The 22,149-nt window shown below is 56.4% G+C and carries 24 protein-coding genes; 20 read left to right on the plus strand and 4 right to left on the minus strand.

Translation table 11 applies throughout. The features are described 5' to 3' along the window. The first annotated feature begins 187 nt into the window (after window positions 1–187). The gene (gene queE / locus AC2CGP_RS17200; protein ID WP_015369971.1) at window positions 188–859 is read left to right on the plus strand and encodes a 7-carboxy-7-deazaguanine synthase QueE; all 672 of its coding nucleotides are present in this window, start codon (window positions 188–190) and stop codon (window positions 857–859) included. Between the two features lie 191 nt (window positions 860–1,050). After that, the gene (locus AC2CGP_RS17205) at window positions 1,051–1,839 is read left to right on the plus strand and encodes an SDR family oxidoreductase (protein WP_015703303.1); all 789 of its coding nucleotides are present in this window, start codon (window positions 1,051–1,053) and stop codon (window positions 1,837–1,839) included. Between the two features lie 66 nt (window positions 1,840–1,905). On the opposite strand, the gene queD is transcribed toward AC2CGP_RS17205, so the two are convergent. Continuing rightward, complete coding sequence (gene queD, locus AC2CGP_RS17210; RefSeq protein WP_015369973.1) at window positions 1,906–2,271, minus strand: 6-carboxytetrahydropterin synthase QueD; 366 nt, start codon at window positions 2,269–2,271, stop codon at window positions 1,906–1,908. 317 nt (window positions 2,272–2,588) lie between these two features. On the opposite strand from queD, the gene cysJ reads away from it, so the two are divergent. From cysJ to cysH, 3 genes are all read left to right on the plus strand, one after another. Beyond that, complete coding sequence (gene cysJ / locus AC2CGP_RS17215; RefSeq protein WP_475702457.1) at window positions 2,589–4,388, plus strand: NADPH-dependent assimilatory sulfite reductase flavoprotein subunit; 1,800 nt, start codon at window positions 2,589–2,591, stop codon at window positions 4,386–4,388. Beyond that, entirely contained in the window at window positions 4,388–6,100 is a 1,713-nt protein-coding gene (cysI, locus tag AC2CGP_RS17220; RefSeq protein ID WP_015369975.1) for an assimilatory sulfite reductase (NADPH) hemoprotein subunit, read from the plus strand. Before cysJ ends, cysI begins: the two co-directional genes overlap by 1 nt. A gap of 101 nt (window positions 6,101–6,201) precedes the next feature. Continuing rightward, the gene (cysH, locus tag AC2CGP_RS17225; RefSeq protein WP_015369976.1) at window positions 6,202–6,936 is read left to right on the plus strand and encodes a phosphoadenosine phosphosulfate reductase; all 735 of its coding nucleotides are present in this window, start codon (window positions 6,202–6,204) and stop codon (window positions 6,934–6,936) included. A 73-nt stretch (window positions 6,937–7,009) separates the two neighbouring features. Here the strand turns inward: cysH and AC2CGP_RS17230 are convergent, their stop codons facing one another. Next, the gene (locus tag AC2CGP_RS17230; protein WP_015369977.1) at window positions 7,010–8,056 is read right to left on the minus strand and encodes an aminopeptidase; all 1,047 of its coding nucleotides are present in this window, start codon (window positions 8,054–8,056) and stop codon (window positions 7,010–7,012) included. A 246-nt stretch (window positions 8,057–8,302) separates the two neighbouring features. On the opposite strand from AC2CGP_RS17230, the gene cysG reads away from it, so the two are divergent. From cysG to rpoS, 13 genes are all read left to right on the plus strand, one after another. After that, window positions 8,303–9,709, plus strand: coding sequence for a siroheme synthase CysG (cysG, locus tag AC2CGP_RS17235; protein ID WP_161798793.1), 1,407 nt, complete (start codon window positions 8,303–8,305; stop codon window positions 9,707–9,709). 9 nt (window positions 9,710–9,718) lie between these two features. Further along, window positions 9,719–10,627: a sulfate adenylyltransferase subunit CysD gene (gene cysD, locus AC2CGP_RS17240; RefSeq protein ID WP_015369979.1), complete on the plus strand. Its 909-nt coding sequence runs from the start codon at window positions 9,719–9,721 to the stop codon at window positions 10,625–10,627. Window positions 10,628–10,636: 9 nt separating this feature from the next. After that, on the plus strand, window positions 10,637–12,064 hold the full coding sequence (gene cysN, locus AC2CGP_RS17245; protein WP_015369980.1) for a sulfate adenylyltransferase subunit CysN: 1,428 nt from the start codon (window positions 10,637–10,639) through the stop codon (window positions 12,062–12,064). Beyond that, the gene (gene cysC / locus AC2CGP_RS17250) at window positions 12,064–12,669 is read left to right on the plus strand and encodes an adenylyl-sulfate kinase (RefSeq protein ID WP_015369981.1); all 606 of its coding nucleotides are present in this window, start codon (window positions 12,064–12,066) and stop codon (window positions 12,667–12,669) included. The genes cysN and cysC overlap by 1 nt, the downstream gene beginning before the upstream one ends. Before the next feature lie 50 nt (window positions 12,670–12,719). Further along, window positions 12,720–13,046: a DUF3561 family protein gene (locus tag AC2CGP_RS17255; protein ID WP_015369982.1), complete on the plus strand. Its 327-nt coding sequence runs from the start codon at window positions 12,720–12,722 to the stop codon at window positions 13,044–13,046. Window positions 13,047–13,184: 138 nt separating this feature from the next. Next, window positions 13,185–13,496 (plus strand): cell division protein FtsB, encoded by a 312-nt coding sequence (gene ftsB / locus AC2CGP_RS17260; RefSeq protein ID WP_015369983.1) that lies wholly within the window; start codon window positions 13,185–13,187, stop codon window positions 13,494–13,496. Between the two features lie 19 nt (window positions 13,497–13,515). Next, window positions 13,516–14,226: a 2-C-methyl-D-erythritol 4-phosphate cytidylyltransferase gene (gene ispD, locus AC2CGP_RS17265; RefSeq protein WP_020078075.1), complete on the plus strand. Its 711-nt coding sequence runs from the start codon at window positions 13,516–13,518 to the stop codon at window positions 14,224–14,226. Further along, a complete protein-coding gene (gene ispF, locus AC2CGP_RS17270; RefSeq protein ID WP_015369985.1) occupies window positions 14,226–14,705 on the plus strand; it encodes a 2-C-methyl-D-erythritol 2,4-cyclodiphosphate synthase in 480 nt (159 codons plus the stop codon). The genes ispD and ispF overlap by 1 nt, the downstream gene beginning before the upstream one ends. Beyond that, the gene (gene truD / locus AC2CGP_RS17275) at window positions 14,702–15,751 is read left to right on the plus strand and encodes a tRNA pseudouridine(13) synthase TruD (protein ID WP_015369986.1); all 1,050 of its coding nucleotides are present in this window, start codon (window positions 14,702–14,704) and stop codon (window positions 15,749–15,751) included. The genes ispF and truD overlap by 4 nt, the downstream gene beginning before the upstream one ends. Continuing rightward, window positions 15,732–16,493 (plus strand): 5'/3'-nucleotidase SurE, encoded by a 762-nt coding sequence (surE, locus tag AC2CGP_RS17280; protein ID WP_015369987.1) that lies wholly within the window; start codon window positions 15,732–15,734, stop codon window positions 16,491–16,493. The genes truD and surE overlap by 20 nt, the downstream gene beginning before the upstream one ends. Beyond that, window positions 16,487–17,113 carry a protein-L-isoaspartate(D-aspartate) O-methyltransferase gene (locus AC2CGP_RS17285; RefSeq protein WP_015369988.1) on the plus strand — a complete coding sequence of 209 codons (627 nt, stop codon included), beginning with the start codon at window positions 16,487–16,489 and terminating at the stop codon, window positions 17,111–17,113. The genes surE and AC2CGP_RS17285 overlap by 7 nt, the downstream gene beginning before the upstream one ends. 124 nt (window positions 17,114–17,237) lie before the next feature. Further along, window positions 17,238–18,380: a murein hydrolase activator NlpD gene (nlpD, locus tag AC2CGP_RS17290; protein WP_015703293.1), complete on the plus strand. Its 1,143-nt coding sequence runs from the start codon at window positions 17,238–17,240 to the stop codon at window positions 18,378–18,380. Window positions 18,381–18,537: 157 nt separating this feature from the next. Beyond that, window positions 18,538–19,530, plus strand: a complete 993-nt coding sequence (gene rpoS / locus AC2CGP_RS17295) for an RNA polymerase sigma factor RpoS (RefSeq protein WP_015703292.1) — start codon at window positions 18,538–18,540, stop codon at window positions 19,528–19,530. 52 nt (window positions 19,531–19,582) lie between these two features. On the opposite strand, the gene AC2CGP_RS17300 is transcribed toward rpoS, so the two are convergent. Next, window positions 19,583–19,960, minus strand: a complete 378-nt coding sequence (locus AC2CGP_RS17300; protein ID WP_015703291.1) for a DUF4440 domain-containing protein — start codon at window positions 19,958–19,960, stop codon at window positions 19,583–19,585. Window positions 19,961–20,082: 122 nt separating this feature from the next. On the opposite strand from AC2CGP_RS17300, the gene AC2CGP_RS17305 reads away from it, so the two are divergent. Further along, on the plus strand, window positions 20,083–20,970 hold the full coding sequence (locus AC2CGP_RS17305) for a LysR family transcriptional regulator (RefSeq protein ID WP_163312537.1): 888 nt from the start codon (window positions 20,083–20,085) through the stop codon (window positions 20,968–20,970). Here the strand turns inward: AC2CGP_RS17305 and AC2CGP_RS17310 are convergent. Continuing rightward, entirely contained in the window at window positions 20,967–21,386 is a 420-nt protein-coding gene (locus AC2CGP_RS17310; RefSeq protein WP_484502403.1) for a MarR family winged helix-turn-helix transcriptional regulator, read from the minus strand. The genes AC2CGP_RS17305 and AC2CGP_RS17310 overlap by 4 nt on opposite strands. Before the next feature lie 172 nt (window positions 21,387–21,558). Here AC2CGP_RS17310 and AC2CGP_RS17315 point away from each other — a divergent pair, with 172 nt between their 5' ends. After that, the gene (locus tag AC2CGP_RS17315) at window positions 21,559–22,149 is read left to right on the plus strand and encodes a non-oxidative hydroxyarylic acid decarboxylases subunit B (RefSeq protein ID WP_015369994.1); all 591 of its coding nucleotides are present in this window, start codon (window positions 21,559–21,561) and stop codon (window positions 22,147–22,149) included.

Consider the following 22,149-nt stretch of genomic DNA (forward strand, 5'->3'; position numbering starts at 1 on the left):
CGGCGCATGCTAAAATAATACTCAAAATATCGTAAATACATTTTGTGCTTATTTTATAGTTTGCTAGCTAATATAAAAAGATGGCTTACGAAAAGCTGACGATGGGGTCTGGTAATCGCAGCTGAGGACAAGACCTGAGCGCCTGAATCTGCGATAATACCTTTTTACCACCTGAACAGAGATGACTATGCAGTACCCGATTAACGAGATGTTCCAGACCTTGCAAGGCGAGGGTTACTTTACCGGCGTGCCTGCCATTTTTATTCGTTTGCAGGGATGCCCGGTTGGTTGCGCCTGGTGCGATACCAAACATACCTGGGATAAGCTGGCCGATCGGGAAGTGTCTCTATTTAGTATCCTCGCTAAAACCAAAGAGAGCGATAAGTGGGGCCCGGCGACCAGCGACGATCTGCTGGCGATCATTGGCCGTCAGGGATGGACCGCCCGTCACGTCGTGATTACCGGCGGCGAGCCCTGTATTCACGATCTCACGCCGTTGACCGATCTGCTTGAGCAACATGGTTTCAGCTGCCAGATTGAAACCAGCGGTACCCATGAAGTGCGCTGCAGCCACAACACCTGGGTCACGGTCTCGCCGAAAGTGAACATGCGCGGCGGCTATGATGTGCTTTCGCAGGCGCTGCAGCGCGCCGATGAAATCAAGCATCCGGTTGGCCGCGTGCGCGATATCGAAGCGCTGGATGAACTGCTGGAAACGCTGGCCGATGAAAAGCCGCGTATTATTGCCTTGCAGCCGATTAGCCAAAAAGAAGATGCCACGCGGCTGTGCATTGAGACCTGTATCGCCCGAAACTGGCGCTTATCCATGCAGACGCATAAATACCTGAACATCGCCTGATACCCGCTTTCATTGCCGGGTTGGTTGCTAACCGCCCGGCAGCTCTCTTCTTCATATATGAATTCATCTTTGCACTCGATTTCAGCGCCGGGGTTGAGATACGCCTTCATGACAGCAGTGCTATCATTGGCGCATTAATTCAGCCGCCTGAAGCGGGCGGCTGATACGTTGACTTAAGGAACGAGTTAACCATGCAGCCAATTGATCCATCCACTGCCTTCTCTATGGACTTCTTCTCGCTCAAGGGGAAAACCGCTATCGTTACCGGTGGTAATAGCGGCCTGGGGCAGGCCTTTGCCGTTGCTTTGGCGACCGCCGGCGCGAATCTGTTTGTTCCCGCTCTGCGCGAAGAACACACGCAAACCCGCAAACTTATCGAACAGCAGGGCGTTGAGCTGGAATTCATGCTGGCGGATATCACCGATGGCGGTATGCCGCAGCGGATTATCGCCGCCTGCTGCGAACGTTTCGGTACCGTTGATATTCTGGTGAACAATGCCGGTATTTGTCAGTTGAATAAGGTGCTGCGCTTTGGGCGAACAGACTGGGATCCGATGATCGAGACTAACCTGACCGCAGCGTTCGAGCTCAGCCACGAAGCCGCGAAAATTATGGTTCCGCGGCGAAGCGGTAAGATTATTAATATCTGTTCGGTGTTTTCTTATCTCGGCGGCAGCTGGTCGCCGGCCTATGCCGCCACCAAGCATGCGCTGGCTGGCTTAACCAAAGCCTACTGCGATGAGCTGGGCCCGCATAATATTCAGGTTAACGGCATCGCGCCTGGCTATTACGAAACCGCCATGACCGCTATCACCCGTAGTATCCCAAAAGAGAACCGACGCGTGCTGGCGCATATACCCGCAGGCCGTTGGGGAGAAGCGCAGGATTTAATGGGCGCCGTTGTGTTCCTCGCCAGCCGGGCCTCGGATTACGTTAACGGTCATATTCTGGCAGTGGATGGCGGCTATCTGGTGCGTTGATTCCAACGGCGTGGGATGAAACAGAAAACCGCCATGGCAGCAGCCCGATGGCGGATAGACAGGGCATTACTCGCCGCGATAGACGCAGCCTGCGGTGCAGGTCTCTTTTACCATTACCGCGCTCAGCAGAGGAACCAGCGGTTTCATTTGATCCCAAATCCACTTGGCCAGCACTTCGCTGGTTGGGTTCTCCAGTCCTGGGATATCGTTCAGGTAATAGTGGTCTAAACGATCGTAGGTCGGTTTAAACGCGGCTTTCAGCTCGGCGAAATCCATGATCCACCCGGTATGGGGATCGACTTCACCGGTAATCTCCAGACGCACCATAAAAGAGTGACCATGCAGGCGACCGCATTTGTGGCCTTTCGGTACGTGCGGCAGGTGGTGGGCGGCTTCGAAGGTGAAATCTTTAAACAGCGTGGTGGACATCATTAACTCTCAACAGGACGAAAAAAACCGCCGTAGGGTACCGGAAAGTACATTTTTTAGCATTAACTAAAACGGCCCTGAACGCAAAATCGCCATTTTTGTGGTGTCTTGATGATTTAATTTATTATTTTTCAACAGGTTAATTAATCGTTTTTGTTGTTAATAACTATAACTAAAACAGGTTAGTCCATTTGGTTATTTGTTATTTCCATCCCTTCTTTAATTGTTAGTATGCCCGCCGTTAACCTTACAATCTCTTCTGTTTTTGTCGCGCTGACAGGGCGTGAATAACAGCTTTGCTTACTGGAACATAACGACGCATGACGACACAGGCCCCACCTTCCAATCTGCTGCCGCTAAACCCGGAGCAACTGGCGCGCCTACAGGCGGCCACGACTGACTTTACGCCAACCCAACTGGCTTGGGTGTCCGGCTACTTCTGGGGCATGCTGAATCAGCAGCCCGGCGCCGTGGTAAGCGCGCCCGCTCAGGCGGTAGAAGCGCCGGCCATCACCCTGATTTCCGCTTCGCAGACCGGCAACGCGCGTCGGGTTGCCGAAGCGCTGCGCGACGATTTGCAGGCCGCGCAGCTGAACGTGAAACTGGTGAACGCTGGCGACTATAAATTCAAACAAATCGCCGGTGAAAAACTGCTGGTCGTGGTGACGTCGACCCAGGGTGAAGGTGAACCGCCGGAAGAAGCCGTCGCATTGCATAAATTCCTGTTTTCAAAGAAAGCGCCGAAGCTCGATGGCACCGCCTTCGCGGTGTTTGGCCTCGGCGATACCTCCTATGAGTTTTTCTGCCAGTCCGGCAAAGATTTCGATAGCAAACTGGCCGAACTGGGCGGCGAACGCCTGCTAGACCGCGTTGATGCCGACGTTGAATATCAAGCCGCGGCGGCGGAATGGCGCGCTCGCGTAGTGGATGTGCTGAAGGCGCGCGCGCCGACGGCTGCGCCTGCCCAGCTTGCGACCAGCGGCGCCGTGAATGAAATTCATACCAGTCCATATACTAAAGAAGCGCCGCTGACGGCGACGCTTGCTGTGAATCAAAAAATAACCGGTCGCGACTCGAAAAAAGATGTCCGTCATATTGAGATCGATCTGGGTGATTCCGGCCTGCGTTATCAGCCGGGAGATGCGCTAGGCGTGTGGTATCAGAACGATCCTGCGCTGGTCAAAGAGCTGGTAGAGCTGCTGTGGCTTAAGGGTGATGAACCGGTCACGATCGAAGGCAAAACGCTGCCGCTGGCGCAAGCGCTGGAGTGGCATTTCGAGCTGACGGTCAATACCGCCAATATTGTTGAGAATTATGCCACCCTGACCCGCAGTGAAACGCTGCTGCCGCTGGTTGGCGATAAAGCGCAGTTGCAGCACTACGCTGCGACGACGCCTATCGTCGATATGGTGCGCTTCTCGCCGGCACAGCTGGATGCCGAAGCCTTAATCGGTCTGCTGCGCCCGCTAACGCCGCGCCTCTACTCTATTGCGTCCTCACAGGCGGAAGCGGAAAACGAAGTCCACGTTACCGTTGGCGTCGTGCGTTATGACATCGAAGGCCGCGCTCGCGCCGGCGGTGCGTCCAGCTTCCTCGCCGACCGCGTGGAAGAAGATGGCGAAGTGCGCATCTTTATCGAACACAATGACAATTTCCGTCTGCCTGCTAACCCGCAAACCCCGGTTATCATGATTGGCCCAGGAACCGGGATTGCGCCGTTCCGCGCCTTTATGCAGCAGCGCGCGGCGGAAGGGGCGGAAGGGAAGAACTGGTTGTTCTTCGGCAATCCGCATTTCACGGAAGATTTCCTCTATCAGGTGGAATGGCAGAGCTACGTCAAAGAGGGCGTGCTGAGCCGAATCGACCTGGCCTGGTCCCGCGATCAACAACAAAAAATCTATGTACAGGACAAACTGCGCGAGCAGGGGGCTGAAGTGTGGCGTTGGATTAACGACGGCGCCCATATTTATGTCTGCGGCGATGCCAATCGTATGGCGAAAGACGTCGAGCAGGCGTTACTGGAAGTGATTGCCGAATACGGCGCGATGGACGCCGAAGCGGCGGACGAATTTTTAAGTGAGCTGCGCGTTGAGCGCCGTTATCAGCGAGATGTCTACTAATGAGCGAAAAACATCCTGGCCCGCTGGTGGTCGAAGGTAAACTCTCCGACGCCGAGCGTATGAAGATCGAGAGCAACTACCTGCGCGGCACCATCGCGGAAGATTTAAATGACGGCCTGACCGGCGGTTTTAAAGGCGACAACTTCCTGCTCATCCGCTTCCACGGTATGTACCAGCAGGACGACCGCGATATTCGCGCGGAACGCGCGGCGCAGAAACTGGAGCCGCGCCACGCGATGCTGCTGCGCTGCCGTCTGCCGGGCGGCGTTATCACCACCAAACAGTGGCAGGCGATCGATAAATTCGCCGCGGATAACACCATCTACGGTAGTATTCGTCTGACCAACCGTCAGACTTTCCAGTTCCACGGTATTCTGAAGAAGAACGTGAAGCCGGTGCATCAGATGCTGCACTCCGTTGGCCTGGACGCGCTGGCGACCGCCAACGATATGAACCGCAATGTGCTGTGCACCTCGAACCCGTTTGAGTCGCAGCTGCACGCCGAAGCCTACGAGTGGGCGAAGAAGATCTCTGAACATCTGCTGCCGCGTACCCGCGCCTATGCTGAGATCTGGTTGGATCAGGAAAAGGTCGCCACCACCGACGAGGAACCGATCCTCGGCCAGACCTATCTGCCGCGTAAATTCAAAACGACGGTGGTGATCCCGCCGCAGAACGATATCGATCTGCACGCCAATGATATGAACTTCGTGGCGATTGCGGAAAACGGCAAGCTGGTCGGCTTTAACCTGCTGGTGGGCGGCGGGTTGTCTATCGAGCACGGTAATAAGAAAACCTATGCGCGTACCGCCAGCGAGTTTGGCTATCTGCCGCTGGAGCATACCCTGGCAGTGGCGGAAGCGGTCGTGACCACCCAGCGCGACTGGGGTAATCGTACCGATCGTAAAAACGCGAAAACCAAATATACCCTTGAGCGCGTCGGCGTGGAGACCTTCAAGGCGGAAGTTGAGCGTCGTGCCGGGATCAAATTCGAACCGATTCGTCCGTACGAGTTTACTGGCCGCGGCGACCGCATCGGCTGGGTTAAGGGTATCGATAATAACTGGCACCTGACGCTGTTTATTGAGAACGGCCGTATTCTGGATTATCCGGGCCGCCCGCTAAAAACTGGCCTGCTGGAGATCGCGAAGATTCACAAAGGTGAATTCCGTATCACCGCCAACCAGAACCTGATCATCGCCAGCGTACCGGAAGATCAGAAAGCGCGGATCGAGAAACTGGCCCGCGATCATGGCCTGATGAATGCCGTCACGGCGCAGCGTGAGAACTCAATGGCCTGCGTGTCGTTCCCGACCTGTCCGTTAGCGATGGCCGAAGCCGAGCGTTTCCTGCCGTCGTTTATCGACAAGGTCGAAGAGGTGATGAGCAAGCACGGCGTTGGCGATGAGCATATCGTAACCCGCGTCACGGGTTGCCCGAACGGCTGCGGCCGCGCGATGCTGGCGGAAGTTGGCCTGGTGGGTAAAGCCCCTGGCCGCTATAACCTGCATATCGGCGGCAACCGCAGCGGGACGCGCATTCCACGAATGTATCGTGAAAATATCACCGAGCCGGAGATCCTGGCCTCGCTCGACGAGCTGGTAGGGCGTTGGGCGAAAGAGCGCGAAGCAGGTGAAGGCTTCGGCGACTTTACGGTGCGTGCGGGCATCATTCGCCCGGTGCTCGACCCGGCGCGAGATTTCTGGGAATAACCTGAATTGCCGGATAGCGGCATGAATGCTTTATCAGGCCTACCATTCGCGTAGGCCTGATAAGCGAAGCGCCATCAGGCAAGGCACACAGTGAGGAATCTATGTCCAAACTCGATCTAAACGCGCTGAACGATCTGCCTAAAGTAGAACGCGTCATGGCGCTGGCGGAAGTTAACACTCAGCTGGAAAAACTCAGCGCCGAAGAACGCGTGGCGTGGGCGCTGGAAAACCTGCCCGGCGACTATGCGCTCTCTTCAAGCTTTGGTATTCAGGCGGCGGTCAGCCTGCATCTGGTGAACCAGCTGCGCCCGGACATTCCGGTGATCCTGACCGATACCGGCTATCTGTTCCCGGAAACCTATCAGTTTATTGATGAATTGACCGAGAAGCTCAACCTGAACCTTAAAGTCTACCGGGCGACGGAAAGCGCCGCCTGGCAGGAAGCGCGTTACGGCAAACTGTGGGAGCAGGGTGTTGAAGGCATTGAGAAATACAATGAAATCAACAAAGTCGAGCCGATGAACCGGGCGCTGAAGGAGCTCAACACCCGCACCTGGTTTGCTGGCCTGCGCCGCGAGCAGTCCGGCAGCCGGGCGCATTTACCGGTGCTTGCTATCCAGCGCGGCGTCTTTAAGCTGCTGCCGATTATCGACTGGGATAACCGGACGGTTTATCAGTATCTGCAAAAGCACGGCCTGAAATACCACCCGCTTTGGGAGCAGGGGTATTTGTCCGTTGGTGACACTCACACTACCCGTAAATGGGAACCCGGTATGGCGGAAGAAGAAACCCGATTCTTTGGTCTGAAAAGAGAGTGCGGATTGCACGAAGGCTAAGCGATGCGCTATGCCGGAGAGTGTTATTCCAAAGCGGACACGCGGGCTATACCGCGGGTTCGCTTTGCGCAAATCACTTTTTCTTCTCAACTTTCGCCAGCTCTTTCACCAGCGGCAGCATCACTTTGACTACATCGCGCCCGCGGTGCTCGATCCTTCCCGGCAGCGCTTTGTCGATATACTGTTGGTTATCCAGTTGTACATCATGCCAGCTGGTACCCTGCGGGAAGCTACGGGTTTTACTGCGCTGCTGATAGCCATCCTTTTTACCCAATGACCAGTTAGTTGCTTCCACGGAGAGTACCGGGATCCCGGCGCTATCAAAAACGCTGGCATCGTTACAGCAGCCAGTACCTTTCGGGAACTCCGGATTCAGCCCTGGATTGGTGAACGCGGCGATACCGTGACTACGGGCGATAGCCAGCGCGCGATCGCGGGTCAGCTTGCGTACCGATGCCGGCGTGCTGCGCCCGCTATTGAAATAGAGCTTATCGCCGACCACCAGGTTATCGAGATTAATCACCAGCAGCGTATTTTTCTTTTCCGCCTCGCTCATGCGCTTAAGTATATTTTGCGCGCCCAGGCGGCCTTCTTCCTCGCCGCTGGTGGCGATAAAGCGAATGCCGTAACGGGTGGGGACGTTCTTTAAATGTTCCGCCAGCTCCAGCAGCACGCCGAGCCCCATTGCGTTATCGTCAATACCCTGCAGCGTCAGGCCGCCAAGGTTGTTCTCAACGTCTTTATCGCTCTGCGGCGCGTAGGTATCGAGGTGCGCCATAATAATGATTTGCTGGCGAGACTGGCCTTCATGCGCGGCGATAACCGTGCTGCCGGTGGCGTTGTGCCAGTTCTTACGTTGATTGCTGTCGGTATAGATGTAGCGGGTATTAAAGCTACGTACGTCGCTCTGATAACCCATCTGGGCAAACTGTTGACGAAGATAATCGGCTGATAGCATCTCGGCCGGCGTACCGGTCATTCTTCCGGGGAAGACGGTAGCAATATGGCGGGCCTGGGTATTGGCGGTGTCGCCCAGGGCGCTGAATGCCGGAGCGGCGGAGAAGACAAAACCTGTGCCAAGCGCCAGCGGCAGCAGACGGCGGCACATCGCGGAAAACATAATGGGTCCTTACACAAGCGAAACATTTCGACCGCGTTAGTATGAAACTGTGACGGCGCTTAAACAATTTCATTTGCTCTTAAATAGCGGAAAATGAGCGTGTTAAGCACTTTTTGATATTTAGATTTCCAGCTCGTTATTCTTTTGCGTCACAACTCATTCCATTTCGTAATTTCATTTGCTCAAGGCCGCCCCCTATAGTCCCTCTATTGCTGAATGTAAGAGAGTTGTTGCGCCGTGGATTACTTGCCCCTGTTTGCCGAGTTGAAAGAGAGACCTGTGCTGGTTATCGGCGGCGGTGAAATTGCCGTCCGTAAGATTAAATTCTTGCTGCGGGCGCAGGCGAAGGTACAGGTGGTCGCCGCCGTCCTGTCGCCGGAGCTCGCTGAACAGGTTGAACGTCAGCAAATCAGCTGGCGGGCAACCGCCTTTGATGAGCAGCAGGTGGACGATGTATTTCTGGTGATTGCCGCCACCGACGATCGTGAACTTAACCAGCGGGTGTTTGCCGCGGCTAACGCGCGTTACCGCCTGGTAAACGTGGTGGATGACCAGCAACTGTGCTCATTCGTCTTTCCTTCTATTGTCGACAGGTCGCCGCTGCTGGTGGCGATCTCCTCCAGCGGCAAGGCGCCGGTGCTGTCGCGCATTCTGCGTGAAAAAATCGAAGCACTACTGCCCACAAATTTGGGGCGACTGGCCGAAACGGCGAGCTACTGGCGCCATCATCTGAAAACCCGGCTGACCACCACCGAAGCGCGTCGTCGCTTCTGGGAGCGCGTTTTCACCGGGCGTTTTGCCAGCCTGATGGTGGCCGGTAACCACGCGGCGGCGGAACGGGCGCTGCAGGATGAACTCGACAAGCCGGAACGCAGCGTGGGCGAAATTATTCTGGTAGGCGCCGGGCCGGGGGATGCCGGCTTGCTGACGCTACGCGGCCTGCAGGCGATTCAACAGGCGGACGTGGTGTTTTATGACCATCTGGTGACCGAGAGCGTGCGGGAACTGGTGCGCCGCGATGCCGAAATGATCTGCGTTGGCAAGCGCGCGGGCGAGCACTCCGTACCGCAGCACGAAACGAATCAAATGCTGGTGGAGGCTGCCAAAGCGGGGAAAACGGTGGTGCGCCTGAAGGGCGGCGATCCGTTTATTTTCGGACGCGGCGGGGAAGAACTGCAGGCGGCCGCCGCCGCCGGGATCCCGTTCCAGGTGGTGCCAGGCGTTACCGCCGCGGCGGGCGCGACGGCCTATGCCGGCATTCCGCTGACCCATCGCGATTATGCGCAAAGCGCAGTTTTCGTCACCGGTCACTATAAATCTGACAGCGCGCCGTTTGATTGGGCGCTGCTGGCGAAGAGCCAACAAACGCTGGCGATTTACATGGGCACCATGAAAGCGGCGGACATCAGCGCTCAGCTGATCGCCCATGGCCGCGACGCGAATACTCCGGTGGCGGTGATTTCCCGCGGCACTCGCGAGGATCAGCAGACGCTGACAGGCACGTTACAACAGCTCGAACATCTGGCGAAAGATGCCCCAATGCCCGCGCTACTGGTGGTGGGCGAAGTGGTACAGCTGCATCAGCAGCTCGCCTGGTTTCAACACACAACGACAGCGGAAGGGTTTAACTCTTCTGTGGTAAATCTGGCTTAAGGAACGGTTATGGACCAAAAACGACTCACTCACCTGCGGCAACTGGAGGCGGAAAGCATCCATATCATTCGTGAGGTGGCCGCCGAATTCTCTAACCCGGTGATGATGTACTCCATCGGTAAAGATTCCAGCGTAATGCTGCATCTGGCGCGCAAAGCGTTTTATCCGGGGACCCTGCCGTTCCCGCTGCTGCACGTCGATACCGGCTGGAAATTCCGTGAGATGTATGAATTCCGTGACCGTACCGCCAAAGCCTATGGCTGCGAACTGCTGGTGCATAAAAACCCGGAAGGGGTGGCGATGGGCATCAACCCGTTCGTTCACGGCAGCGCCAAGCACACCGATATCATGAAAACCGAAGGCCTGAAGCAGGCGCTGAACAAATACGGCTTTGATGCCGCATTCGGCGGCGCGCGTCGTGATGAAGAAAAATCCCGCGCTAAAGAGCGCATTTACTCCTTCCGCGATCGTTTCCACCGCTGGGACCCGAAAAATCAGCGTCCGGAGCTGTGGCATAACTACAACGGCCAGATTAACAAAGGCGAAAGCATTCGCGTCTTCCCGCTCTCTAACTGGACCGAGCTGGATATCTGGCAGTACATCTATCTGGAAAATATTGAAATCGTTCCGCTGTACCTGGCGGCAGAGCGCCCGGTACTGGAGCGTGACGGCATGCTGATGATGATTGATGACGACCGTATCGATCTGCAGCCGGGCGAGATGATCAAAAAGCAGATGGTGCGCTTCCGTACCCTCGGCTGCTGGCCGCTGACCGGCGCGGTAGAGTCCAACGCGCAAACGCTGCCGGAAATTATTGAAGAGATGCTGGTATCCACCACCAGCGAACGTCAGGGGCGCGTCATTGACCGCGACCAGGCAGGCTCCATGGAGCTGAAAAAACGTCAGGGGTATTTCTAAGGAGCCGCCATGAACACTACGATTGCACAACAAATTGCTAAAGAAGGTGGCGTAGAAGCTTATCTGCACGCGCAACAGCACAAAAGCCTGCTGCGTTTTCTGACCTGCGGCAGCGTCGATGACGGCAAAAGTACCTTGATTGGCCGCCTGCTGCACGATACGCGCCAGATTTATGAAGATCAGCTCTCTTCCCTGCACAATGACAGCAAGCGTCACGGCACTCAGGGCGAGAAACTGGATCTGGCGCTGCTGGTGGATGGCCTGCAGGCCGAGCGCGAGCAGGGCATCACCATTGATGTCGCCTATCGCTACTTCTCGACTGAGAAACGCAAATTTATCATTGCCGACACGCCGGGCCATGAGCAGTACACCCGTAATATGGCGACCGGCGCGTCCACCTGCGATCTGGCGATCCTGCTGATTGACGCCCGCAAAGGCGTGCTCGACCAGACTCGCCGCCACAGCTTTATCTCTACGCTATTAGGGATTAAGCACCTGGTGGTCGCGGTGAACAAAATGGATCTCGTCGAGTTCAGCGAAGCGCGCTTCAATGAAATTCGTGAAGATTATCTGACCTTCGCCGAACAGCTGCCGGGCAAGCTTGATATCCGTTTCGTGCCGCTCTCGGCGCTGGAAGGGGATAACGTCGCCACCCAGAGCGATAAAATGCCGTGGTACAGCGGCCCGACGCTGCTGGAAGTGCTGGAAACCGTTGACATCCAGCGCGAGGTTGAAAGCCAGCCGCTGCGCTTCCCGGTGCAGTACGTGAACCGTCCGAACCTGGATTTCCGCGGTTTCTCCGGCACCGTCGCTTCCGGTACGGTCACCGTTGGCCAGCGCCTGAAGGTATTGCCGTCGGGCGTCGAGTCGAACGTGGCGCGTATTGTCACCTTTGACGGCGACCTGCCGCAGGCCGGGGCGGGGGAAGCGATCACTATCGTTCTGAAAGATGAAATCGACATCAGCCGCGGCGATTTGCTGGTTGACGCTGAAGCCTCGCTGCCTGCGGTACAAAGCGCCAGCATCGACGTCGTGTGGATGGCGGAACAGGCGCTGTCGCCGGGCCAGAGCTATGACATTAAAGTGGCTGGCAAGAAAACCCGCGCCCGCGTTGACGCTATCCGCTATCAGGTGGACATCAACAATCTGACCCAGCGTGAAGTCGAAACCCTGCCGCTGAACGGCATTGGGCTGGTGGAGCTGACCTTTGACGAGCCGCTGGTGCTTGATCCATATCAGAACAACCCGGTGACCGGCGGGCTTATCTTTATCGATCGCCTGAGCAACGTGACGGTTGGCGCGGGAATGGTCAACGAACCGCACCTGCAGGTGCAGGCCCCGACGTCGCAGTACAGCGCGTTTGAACTGGAACTGAATCAGCTGATTCGGAAACACTTCCCGCACTGGGACGCGCGCGATCTGCTGGGAGGCAAGTAATGGCCCGGCATGACGAAAACGTCGTCTGGCATGCGCATCCGGTGACCCGAGAGCAGCGCGAGCAGCACCATGGCCATCGCGGCGTGGTGCTGTGGTTTACCGGCCTCTCGGGGTCGGGTAAATCCACCGTCGCCGGGGCGCTGGAAGAGGCGCTGCACGAGCTTGGCGTAAGCACCTATTTGCTTGACGGCGATAATGTGCGTCACGGGCTGTGCAGCGATCTGGGATTCAGTGACGACGATCGCAAAGAGAACATTCGCCGCGTCGGTGAAGTGGCTAAGCTGATGGTCGATGCCGGGCTGGTTGTATTGACGGCGTTTATATCTCCGCATCGAGCGGAACGGCAGATGGTACGTGAGCGTTTGGGGGAAGGACGCTTTATCGAGGTCTTTGTCGATACCCCGTTAGCCATCTGTGAGACGCGGGATCCAAAAGGATTGTACAAGAAGGCGCGGGCAGGGGAGTTGCGCAATTTTACCGGTATTGATTCGGTCTATGAATCCCCGGAGAATGCTGAAATTCATCTGGATGGTGAACAATTGGTAACAAATTTGGTGCACCAACTATTAGACCTGCTTCGACAGAGCGATATTATCAGATCCTGAAAAGGCAACGGCATCGAGGGGTGCCGGTCGGCCGGTCAACAGGATTCGATATGCGCAATACCCAGAACCTCAGTATTATTCGTTCAGAACCGCCTCCGGCGGCCAGCGACGAGACCACCTGGTCTTTGTCGGGCGCCGCCGTGGGCTTTATTTCGTGGCTGCTGGCGCTGGGTATTCCCTTCCTCTTGTATGGCGGTAATACGCTCTTTTTCTTCCTCTACACCTGGCCTTTCTTCCTTGCCATTATGCCGGTCGCCGTGGTGGTCGGTATTGCGCTACATTCATTACTGGACGGCAAGCTGATTTACAGCGTTTGCGCGACGATTTTAACCGTCGGGCTGATGTTTGGTCTGCTGTTCCTCTGGCTGTTGGGATAGCCTTTTTGGGATGAATCAAGCCTGGGTATCCATCGCAAAAATGTGGTACAGTCCCCGCGTTACGCGGCATCGTCCGCGCGCCAGGGTAGAGTACTCCGGCGAGTTATGGGATGATGATGCCGTTTTTCAGGGGGCAGGATGGGTAAATTAACGCTGCTATTATTAGCTTTGCTGGTCTGGCTACAGTACTCGCTGTGGTTTGGCAAAAATGGTTTGCACGACTATAGCCGGGTTAATGACGATGTCTCCGCTCAGCAGGCCACTAACGCCAAATTAAAAGCGCGCAACGATCAGCTTTTCGCCGAAATTGACGATCTCAACGGCGGTCAGGAAGCGATCGAAGAACGCGCACGCAATGAACTCAGCATGACCCGCCCGGGCGAAACATTCTATCGTCTGGTGCCGGATGCCTCAAAACGCAATCAGGGTTCTGCGCAGAATAATCGATAAACAAGCCCAGGATGACAATATGGCAGCCACTTTTCCGGGCGTTTGCGCCGTGGTGCCGGCAGCCGGTTTTGGCCGCCGTATGCAAACGGAGTGCCCGAAACAATATCTCTCAATCGGTAACAAAACGATTCTCGAACATTCGGTCGCCGCGCTGCTGGCGAACGAACGCGTTCAGCGGGTGGTGATCGCCGTCAGCCCCGGCGACCTCCGCTTTAGTCAACTTCCCTTAGCCCATCATCCGCAGGTCACCGTCGTTGACGGCGGCGCCGAGCGCGCCGATTCGGTACTCGCGGGGCTAAAAGCGTTAGCGGATGCGCAATGGGTGCTGGTTCATGATGCCGCGCGACCGTGCCTGCATCAGGACGATCTCTCGCGGCTGCTGGCGCTGAGCGCAACCAGCCGCGTCGGCGGCATACTGGCGGCGCCGGTGCGCGATACCATGAAGCGTGCCGAACCGGGCAAAACCGCGATCGCCCATACCGTTGAACGCAATGATTTATGGCATGCGCTGACGCCGCAATTTTTCCCGCGTGAACTGCTATTTGACTGCCTGACGCGCGCGCTGGATGAAGGCGCGACCATCACCGATGAAGCGTCGGCGCTGGAGTACTGCGGCTTCCATCCCGAATTGGTCGCCGGACGAGCTGATAATATTAAAGTAACGCGCCCGGAAGATCTGGCGCTGGCCGAATTTTACCTTACCCGTTCCCGACACCAGGAGAAGGCTTAATGCGAATTGGACACGGTTTTGACGTACACGCTTTTGGCGGTGAAGGGCCAATTATTATTGGCGGGGTACGTATTCCTTATGAGAAAGGGCTGCTCGCCCATTCCGATGGCGACGTCGCGCTACACGCGTTGACCGACGCGCTATTGGGCGCTGCGGCGCTCGGCGACATCGGTAAACTGTTCCCGGATACCGATCCGGCCTTTAAAGGCGCGGATAGCCGCGAGCTGCTGCGTGAAGCGTGGCGGCGGATTCAGGCTAAGGGATATATCCTTGGCAACGTTGACGTCACCATCATCGCCCAGGCGCCAAAAATGCTGCCGCATATCCCGCAGATGCGCGTGTTTATCGCCGAAGATCTCGGCTGCCATATGGACGACGTCAATGTGAAAGCGACCACCACCGAGAAGCTTGGCTTCACCGGCCGTGGCGAAGGCATCGCCTGTGAAGCGGTGGCGCTGCTGCGTAAGGCTGCGCAATGATCGCCTTTGATGACTTAACATACCTGCACGGCAAGCCGCTGGGCCAGGGGCGGCTGAAGGCCAATCCGGAAGACTTTCTGGTGGTCGAAGACCTCGGTTTCGCCCCTGATGGCGAAGGCGAACATGTGCTGGTGCGGATTCTGAAAAATGGCTGCAACACCCGTTTTGTTGCCGATGCGCTGGCGAAATTCCTTAAAATCCATGCGCGCGAAGTGAGCTTTGCCGGGCAAAAGGATAAGCACGCGGTCACCGAACAGTGGCTGTGCGCCCGCGTGCCGGGCAAAGAGATGCCGGATCTGAGCAAGTTTCAGCTCGAAGGCTGCCAGGTGCTGGAGTATGCCCGCCATAAGCGTAAGCTGCGTTTAGGCGCGCTGAAGGGCAACCAGTTCACGCTGATCCTGCGGGAAATCAGCGAACGCGACGATGTCGAAAAGCGCTTGCAGGCGATTGCCGACTGCGGCGTGCCGAACTATTTCGGCTCGCAACGCTTTGGTATCGGCGGCAGTAACCTGCAGGGCGCTTTGCGCTGGGCCGAGAGCGGCGAACCGGTGCGCGATCGCAATAAACGCAGTTTTTGGTTGTCGGCGGCTCGCAGCGCGTTGTTTAATCAGCAAGTTGCAATTAGATTAAAAAAAACGGAATTTAATCAGGTTGTTGATGGCGATGCGCTACAATTAGCGGGGCGCGGAAGCTGGTTTGTGGCAACCACCGAAGAGTTGGCGGAATTGCAGACGCGGGTCGATAACCGCGAACTGATGATTACCGCTGCGCTGCCGGGCAGCGGCGACTGGGGCAGCCAACGCGACGCGCTGGCCGCCGAGCAAGCCGCGATAGCCGAAGAAACGTCGCTACAGGCGCTGCTGGCGCGCGAGAAAGTTGAAGCCGCGCGCCGGGCGATGCTGCTGTATCCGCAGCAATTGTGCTGGAACTGGTGGGATGATGTCACTGTTGAACTGCGCTTCTGGCTGCCAGCGGGAAGTTTTGCCACCAGCGTGGTAAGGGAACTTATCAATACAACGGGTGACTATGCGAATATTGCTGAGTAACGATGACGGTATCCACGCGCCGGGGATCCAAACCCTGGCGAAGGCCTTACGCGAATTTGCTGAGGTCCAGGTCGTTGCACCCGATCGTAATCGCAGCGGCGCCTCAAATTCGCTCACGCTGGAATCTTCTCTGCGCACGTTCACCTTTGAAAATGGCGATATCGCCGTCCAGATGGGCACGCCGACCGACTGCGTCTATCTCGGCGTTAACGCGCTGATGCGCCCGCGCCCGGATATTGTGGTCTCTGGAATCAACGCGGGCCCCAATCTTGGCGATGATGTTATCTATTCCGGTACCGTCGCGGCCGCGATGGAAGGCCGCCATCTTGGTTTTCCCGCCCTTGCCGTTTCGCTGAACGGCTATCAACATTACGATACCGCGGCGGCAGTGACGTGCACCATTCTGCGCGCGTTAAGCCGCGAGCCGCTGCGTACCGGGCGGATCCTCAACATCAACGTGCCGGATCTTCCCCTCGAGCAAATCAAAGGCATTCGCGTCACCCGCTGCGGTAACCGGCATCCGGCCGACCAGGTCATCCCGCAAAAAGATCCGCGCGGCAATACGCTGTACTGGATCGGCCCGCCGGGAGATAAGCGCGATGCCGGGCCGGGGACCGATTTTGCGGCGGTGGATGAAGGCTATGTTTCCGTAACGCCATTGCATGTCGATTTAACCGCTCATCAGGCACATGAGGTGGTAACCGATTGGTTAGAACGCGTCGGGGTTGATACGCAATGGTAAGTAAACGTGTTGAAAGTTTGTTGAATCAGCTACGCACTCAGGGCATCGTCGATGAGCGGGTCCTCGAGGCAATCGCGCAGGTTCCGCGCGAAAAATTCGTTGATGAAGCCTTTGAACATAAGGCGTGGGAAAACACCGCGCTGCCGATTGGCCAGGGGCAAACCATCTCGCAGCCTTATATGGTGGCGCGGATGACGGAGCTTCTGGAACTGACGCCGGACTCAAGGGTGCTGGAAATCGGCACCGGCTCCGGCTATCAGACGGCGATCCTGGCGCACCTTGTGCACCACGTCTGCTCGGTTGAGCGGATTAAGAGCCTGCAGTGGCAGGCGCGTCGGCGTCTTAAACAACTTGATTTACATAATGTTTCAACCCGTCATGGCGATGGATGGCAGGGTTGGCAGGCTCGCGCGCCTTTTGACGCGATTATCGTCACCGCCGCGCCGCCGGAAATTCCGGCCGCGCTGATGGCGCAGCTTGATGAAGGCGGCGTGCTGGTTTTGCCTGTCGGTGAAGAACATCAGTACCTGAAGCGGATCCGTCGCCGCGGCGGCGAATTTTTCATCGATACCGTCGAAGCCGTTCGCTTTGTTCCGCTCGTCAGAGGGGAACTGGCCTGAACCCGGATTATTCCAGGTTTTTTTTGCCTAAGTTTAGGCGTAGGGTGGACACATTTTTCAGTGTCCTGGCCGGGCGCTGCCCGGTAAGCAAGATATTGGCAGTTAACATATTCCTGGGGGATAAATGAGCGCGGGAAGCCCAAAATTTACCGTAAGCCGTATTGCGGCGTTGTCACTGGTTTCACTCTGGCTGGCCGGGTGTACAAATACCAATAATCCGCCTGCGCCGGTGAATTCGGCAAGCGGCGCTGCGTCCTCCAGCACCAATTCCGGGATGCTGATTACACCGCCATCCTCCGGCGCGCAGCAAGTTCCGCCGGCTCAGCCGATTCAGCCGATGCAGACCCAGCCAATTCAGACTCAGCCGACCCAGGTTCAGCCGATGGCTCAGCAACCGGTGCAGACGGTGAACGGTAAGATCGTTTACAACCGTAAATATGGCGATATTCCGAAAGGCAGCTACACCGGCGGCAGCACCTATACCGTTAAGCGCGGCGATACCCTGTTCTATATCGCATGGGTCACCGGCAACGATTTCCGCGACCTTGCGGAACGCAACAACGTCCCGGCGCCGTACGCGCTGAACGTGGGCCAGGTGCTGCAGGTCGGCAACTCCGCAGGCCAGCCGATCACCGGCGAAAACCCGGTATCTCAGGCTAGCGCGCAAGCAAGCGGCGGTGCGACGGCCACCACAACTTCTGCACAAAAATCCACCGCAGTGGTTGCGTCACAACCGACTATTACGTATTCTGAATCTTCAGGTGAACAGAGTGCTACTAAGATGTTGCCGAATAATAAACCAGCAACGACCACGACAGCGGTCGCTCCGGTTACGGCGCCATCAACCGTTAGCACAACCCAACCGACTGCAAGCAGTACGTCTACCAGTTCGCCGATCTCATCATGGCGCTGGCCGACTGATGGCAAGGTTATCGAGAACTTTAGCGGCGCGGAAGGCGGCAATAAAGGTATCGACATTGCAGGCAGTAAAGGACAGGCTATTGTCGCGACCGCCGATGGGCGCGTCGTCTATGCCGGTAACGCACTGCGCGGTTACGGTAATCTTATTATCATCAAACACAACGATGATTACCTGAGTGCCTACGCTCATAACGATACCATGCTGGTTCGGGAGCAACAGGAAGTCAAAGCGGGGCAGAAAATCGCTACCATGGGTAGCACCGGAACCAGCTCAACAAGATTACATTTTGAAATTCGTTACAAGGGGAAATCCGTCAACCCGCTGCAGTACTTACCGCAGCGATAATTTGGCAAAGTACGGATAAGCGTAACACCATGAAAGGCGCCAGGGCGGTCGCGATATGCCTCCTTCAGTGGAGGCATAAAGAGGATAACTCCGGCGTCGTTTAGTGATGGGTCGCGGAAGGTGCTTTGCTCAGGGATCACGGGTAGGAGCCACCTTTATGAGTCAGAATACGCTGAAAGTTCATGATTTAAATGAAGACGCGGAATTTGATGAGAACGGAATGGAGGTTTTCGACGAGAAAGCCTTAGTAGAAGAGGAACCCAGTGATAGCGATCTGGCTGAGGAAGAGCTGCTGTCGCAAGGCGCCACCCAGCGCGTTCTCGATGCGACACAGCTGTATCTTGGTGAGATTGGTTATTCCCCGCTGCTGACGGCCGAAGAAGAAGTCTATTTCGCCCGTCGCGCACTACGTGGAGATGTTGCTTCACGCCGTCGCATGATTGAAAGTAACCTGCGTCTGGTGGTGAAGATTGCTCGTCGTTACAGCAATCGTGGTCTGGCGCTGCTGGATCTGATTGAAGAAGGTAACCTCGGCCTGATCCGCGCAGTTGAGAAGTTTGACCCGGAGCGTGGGTTCCGTTTTTCAACCTACGCCACCTGGTGGATCCGTCAAACGATTGAACGGGCGATTATGAACCAAACCCGTACCATTCGTTTACCCATCCATATTGTGAAAGAGCTGAACGTTTATCTGCGTACCGCGCGCGAGTTGTCGCATAAGCTGGACCACGAGCCAAGCGCCGAAGAGATAGCCGAACAGCTGGATAAACCGGTTGATGACGTTAGCCGTATGCTGCGTCTGAACGAGCGCATTACCTCAGTGGATACCCCGCTGGGCGGTGACTCAGAAAAAGCGCTGCTGGATATTCTGGCCGATGAAAAAGACAACGGCCCGGAAGACACCACGCAGGACGATGATATGAAACAAAGCATCGTCAAATGGCTGTTCGAACTGAACGCCAAACAGCGCGAAGTACTGGCTCGTCGTTTCGGGCTGCTGGGATATGAAGCCGCAACGCTTGAAGATGTGGGTCGTGAAATCGGCCTGACCCGCGAACGCGTGCGTCAGATTCAGGTGGAAGGCCTGCGCCGCCTGCGGGAGATCCTGCAGGGACAGGGGCTAAACATCGAAGCGCTATTCCGCGAATAAATCTTTTTCTCTCAAAAAGGCCCAATCCAGCGATTGGGCCTTTTCCTTTGCATTAACCGATACGGGTTTCCTGCAGGTGACGCCAGAGGATTTTTCCCTCAATGCGTTGAAATATCGCCGTGGACCAGCGCACGACTTCGCCTTGTTCCGGCAGGGTCTGGCTTTCGCGGTAGAGCACCGCGCCGCCGTCATGCCATTCGCTCAACACCTGCGCATTATCAACCACGATACTTAATCCCGGGCGGCTGCCGCCAGCGCTATGGAAAAAGCCGCTTACCGTCGGGTAATCCATCTTAGCGCCGCTGATAGGAACCATTGTAAATTCTTGCGCAAAACGGCTCATCAGCGCTTGTGCGCTACCTTCTTTCCGGCCCAGCCATTGTTCAATGATCACGTGGGCGTCGATAACTTCTTGGATCCATGGGTTCATGTTTTCTCCGGATTAAGCTGCAGGCAATGCAGGGGATTACTGTAAACCGCGTCTCAGGGGCGGATAAATGCGCTTTTCAGGGATATACTGTCTAAAAATTTTTGACAATAAGCCCTATTCAAATGCTAAACCTGCAGCGCGTTACCATGTTTGTCGCCGTTGTTGATGCCGGAAGCTTTACTGCCGCGGCGGCGGCGCTTGGGCAGACCAAAGCGGTGGTCAGTTTTAACGTTCGCCAGCTAGAGAGTGAACTGGGGGTGACGTTGCTGCTGCGTTCGACGCGTCGGTTAACGCTCACCGAAGCCGGGGCGGTGTTTTACCAGCGCGGCGTCGGGTTGTTGAAAGCCGCGGAGAATTTACAGGATGAGGTGCGCGCCAGCCACGCCGGGTTAAGCGGTGAACTGCGGATCACCACCACCCCGGAATATGGCGCCCAGGTGATTATCCCGGCACTGGCGGAATTTGCTCGTCGACATCCGGCGTTGCGGGTGCGTCACGTCTCATCGTCTTATCACGCGGATTTGATCTCTGAACGTTTTGATGTCGCGATACGCCTCGGGACCCTGGCCGATTCGCGCTATCACGCGGCCCGGATTTCGCGTTTTGCCATCGTGCCCGTGGCCTCGCCGATTTGGCTGGATAAACATCCGCTACGCACGCTTGCCGACCTTGCGCAGGCGGAGTGGATAGTTAACGAGCGCTTAGCGACGCCGCTGCGCTGGCAGCTCCTGACCGCCGAAGGGCAATCGTTCGCTTTTGAAATTACGCAACCACCGCAGATCTCAGCCGATAGCGCACAAGCGTTAATGGGCTTCGCGCTGGCGGGAAGCGGAGTGGCGCTACTCCCGGAGTGGCTGGTGGCCGACGCTATCGCGCGGCAGGAGCTGGTGCGGGTAGTGCCAGAGTATATTTTTCCATCGCAGGGGGTATACGCCGTCTACCCGGACGCGCAGCATGTGCCAACCAAGGTCCGGGCATTTATCGATTTTCTGCGCGAACGAACCGCTTAATCCGCGTTTTTATTTTCCATCATTTTCAGCACCAGCCGGGAAAACTGCGCGCGCTCCTCTTCGTTAAGGCGGCTCAAAAACTCTTCATCGACCCGATTGCCTTGCGGCACGGAATTTGCCAGCAGCGCCTGCCCTTCATTCGTCAGATAGACAAAGCGGCGACGTTTATCGCTCGGATCGTGTTCGCGGCGTACCAGCCCGCGTTTCTCCATCCGGCTAAGCATCTCCGCCAGCGTCGCTTTTGTGCTGACGGCCGCTTCGATAAGCGTCACCTGCTCGATACCAGGATGTTCGGCGACCGAGCGCATCACCGCGTATTGCGGCTTGGTCAGTTCCGGTAATTCATGCTGCCAGCGCGCGGTATGCTGTTGAAAAAGCTGGCGTAGAAGGTGGAACGCCTCGTTACGTAACTCCATGGACACTCCGTCACAAAAATATCACCTTTATGATAGCCGTATTTTCGGCTTCTTTTCACATCTCATTTTTTTGATTATTGATGCGATCGTGTACGAACGATATTGAGATCTCGCAAGAATGAGCGTAGTTTTAATACAAATGTTCGTATGCGAACAATGTATGAGGTAGCGAATGAAACTGATTATTGGGATGACCGGGGCGACCGGCGCGCCGTTAGGCGTCGCGCTGTTGCAAGCGCTGAACGAAATGCCGGATGTGGAAACGCACCTGGTGATGTCGAAATGGGCAAAAACCACCATTGAGCTGGAAACGCCCTATAGCGCTCGTGAAGTCGCCGCGCTGGCGGACTTCTGCCATAGCCCTGCGGATCAGGCCGCGACCATCTCATCAGGATCGTTTCGTACCGACGGCATGATTGTTATCCCCTGCAGCATGAAAACGCTGGCAGGTATCCGCGCTGGCTATGCGGAAGGGTTAGTCGGCCGCGCGGCGGACGTGGTGCTGAAAGAGGGGCGCAAGCTGGTTCTGGTGCCGCGTGAAATGCCGCTGAGCACCATTCATCTGGAGAACATGCTGGCGCTGTCGCGCATGGGCGTGGCGATGGTGCCGCCCATGCCTGCCTATTACAACCACCCGGAAACGGTAGAGGATATCACCAACCATATCGTGACCCGGGTGCTGGATCAGTTTGGTCTCGAATACCACAAAGCGCGTCGCTGGAACGGCTTACGCGCGGTCGGGAATTTATCACAGGAGAATTAG

This window comes from Klebsiella sp. SYXHC3, from assembly GCF_057196925.1.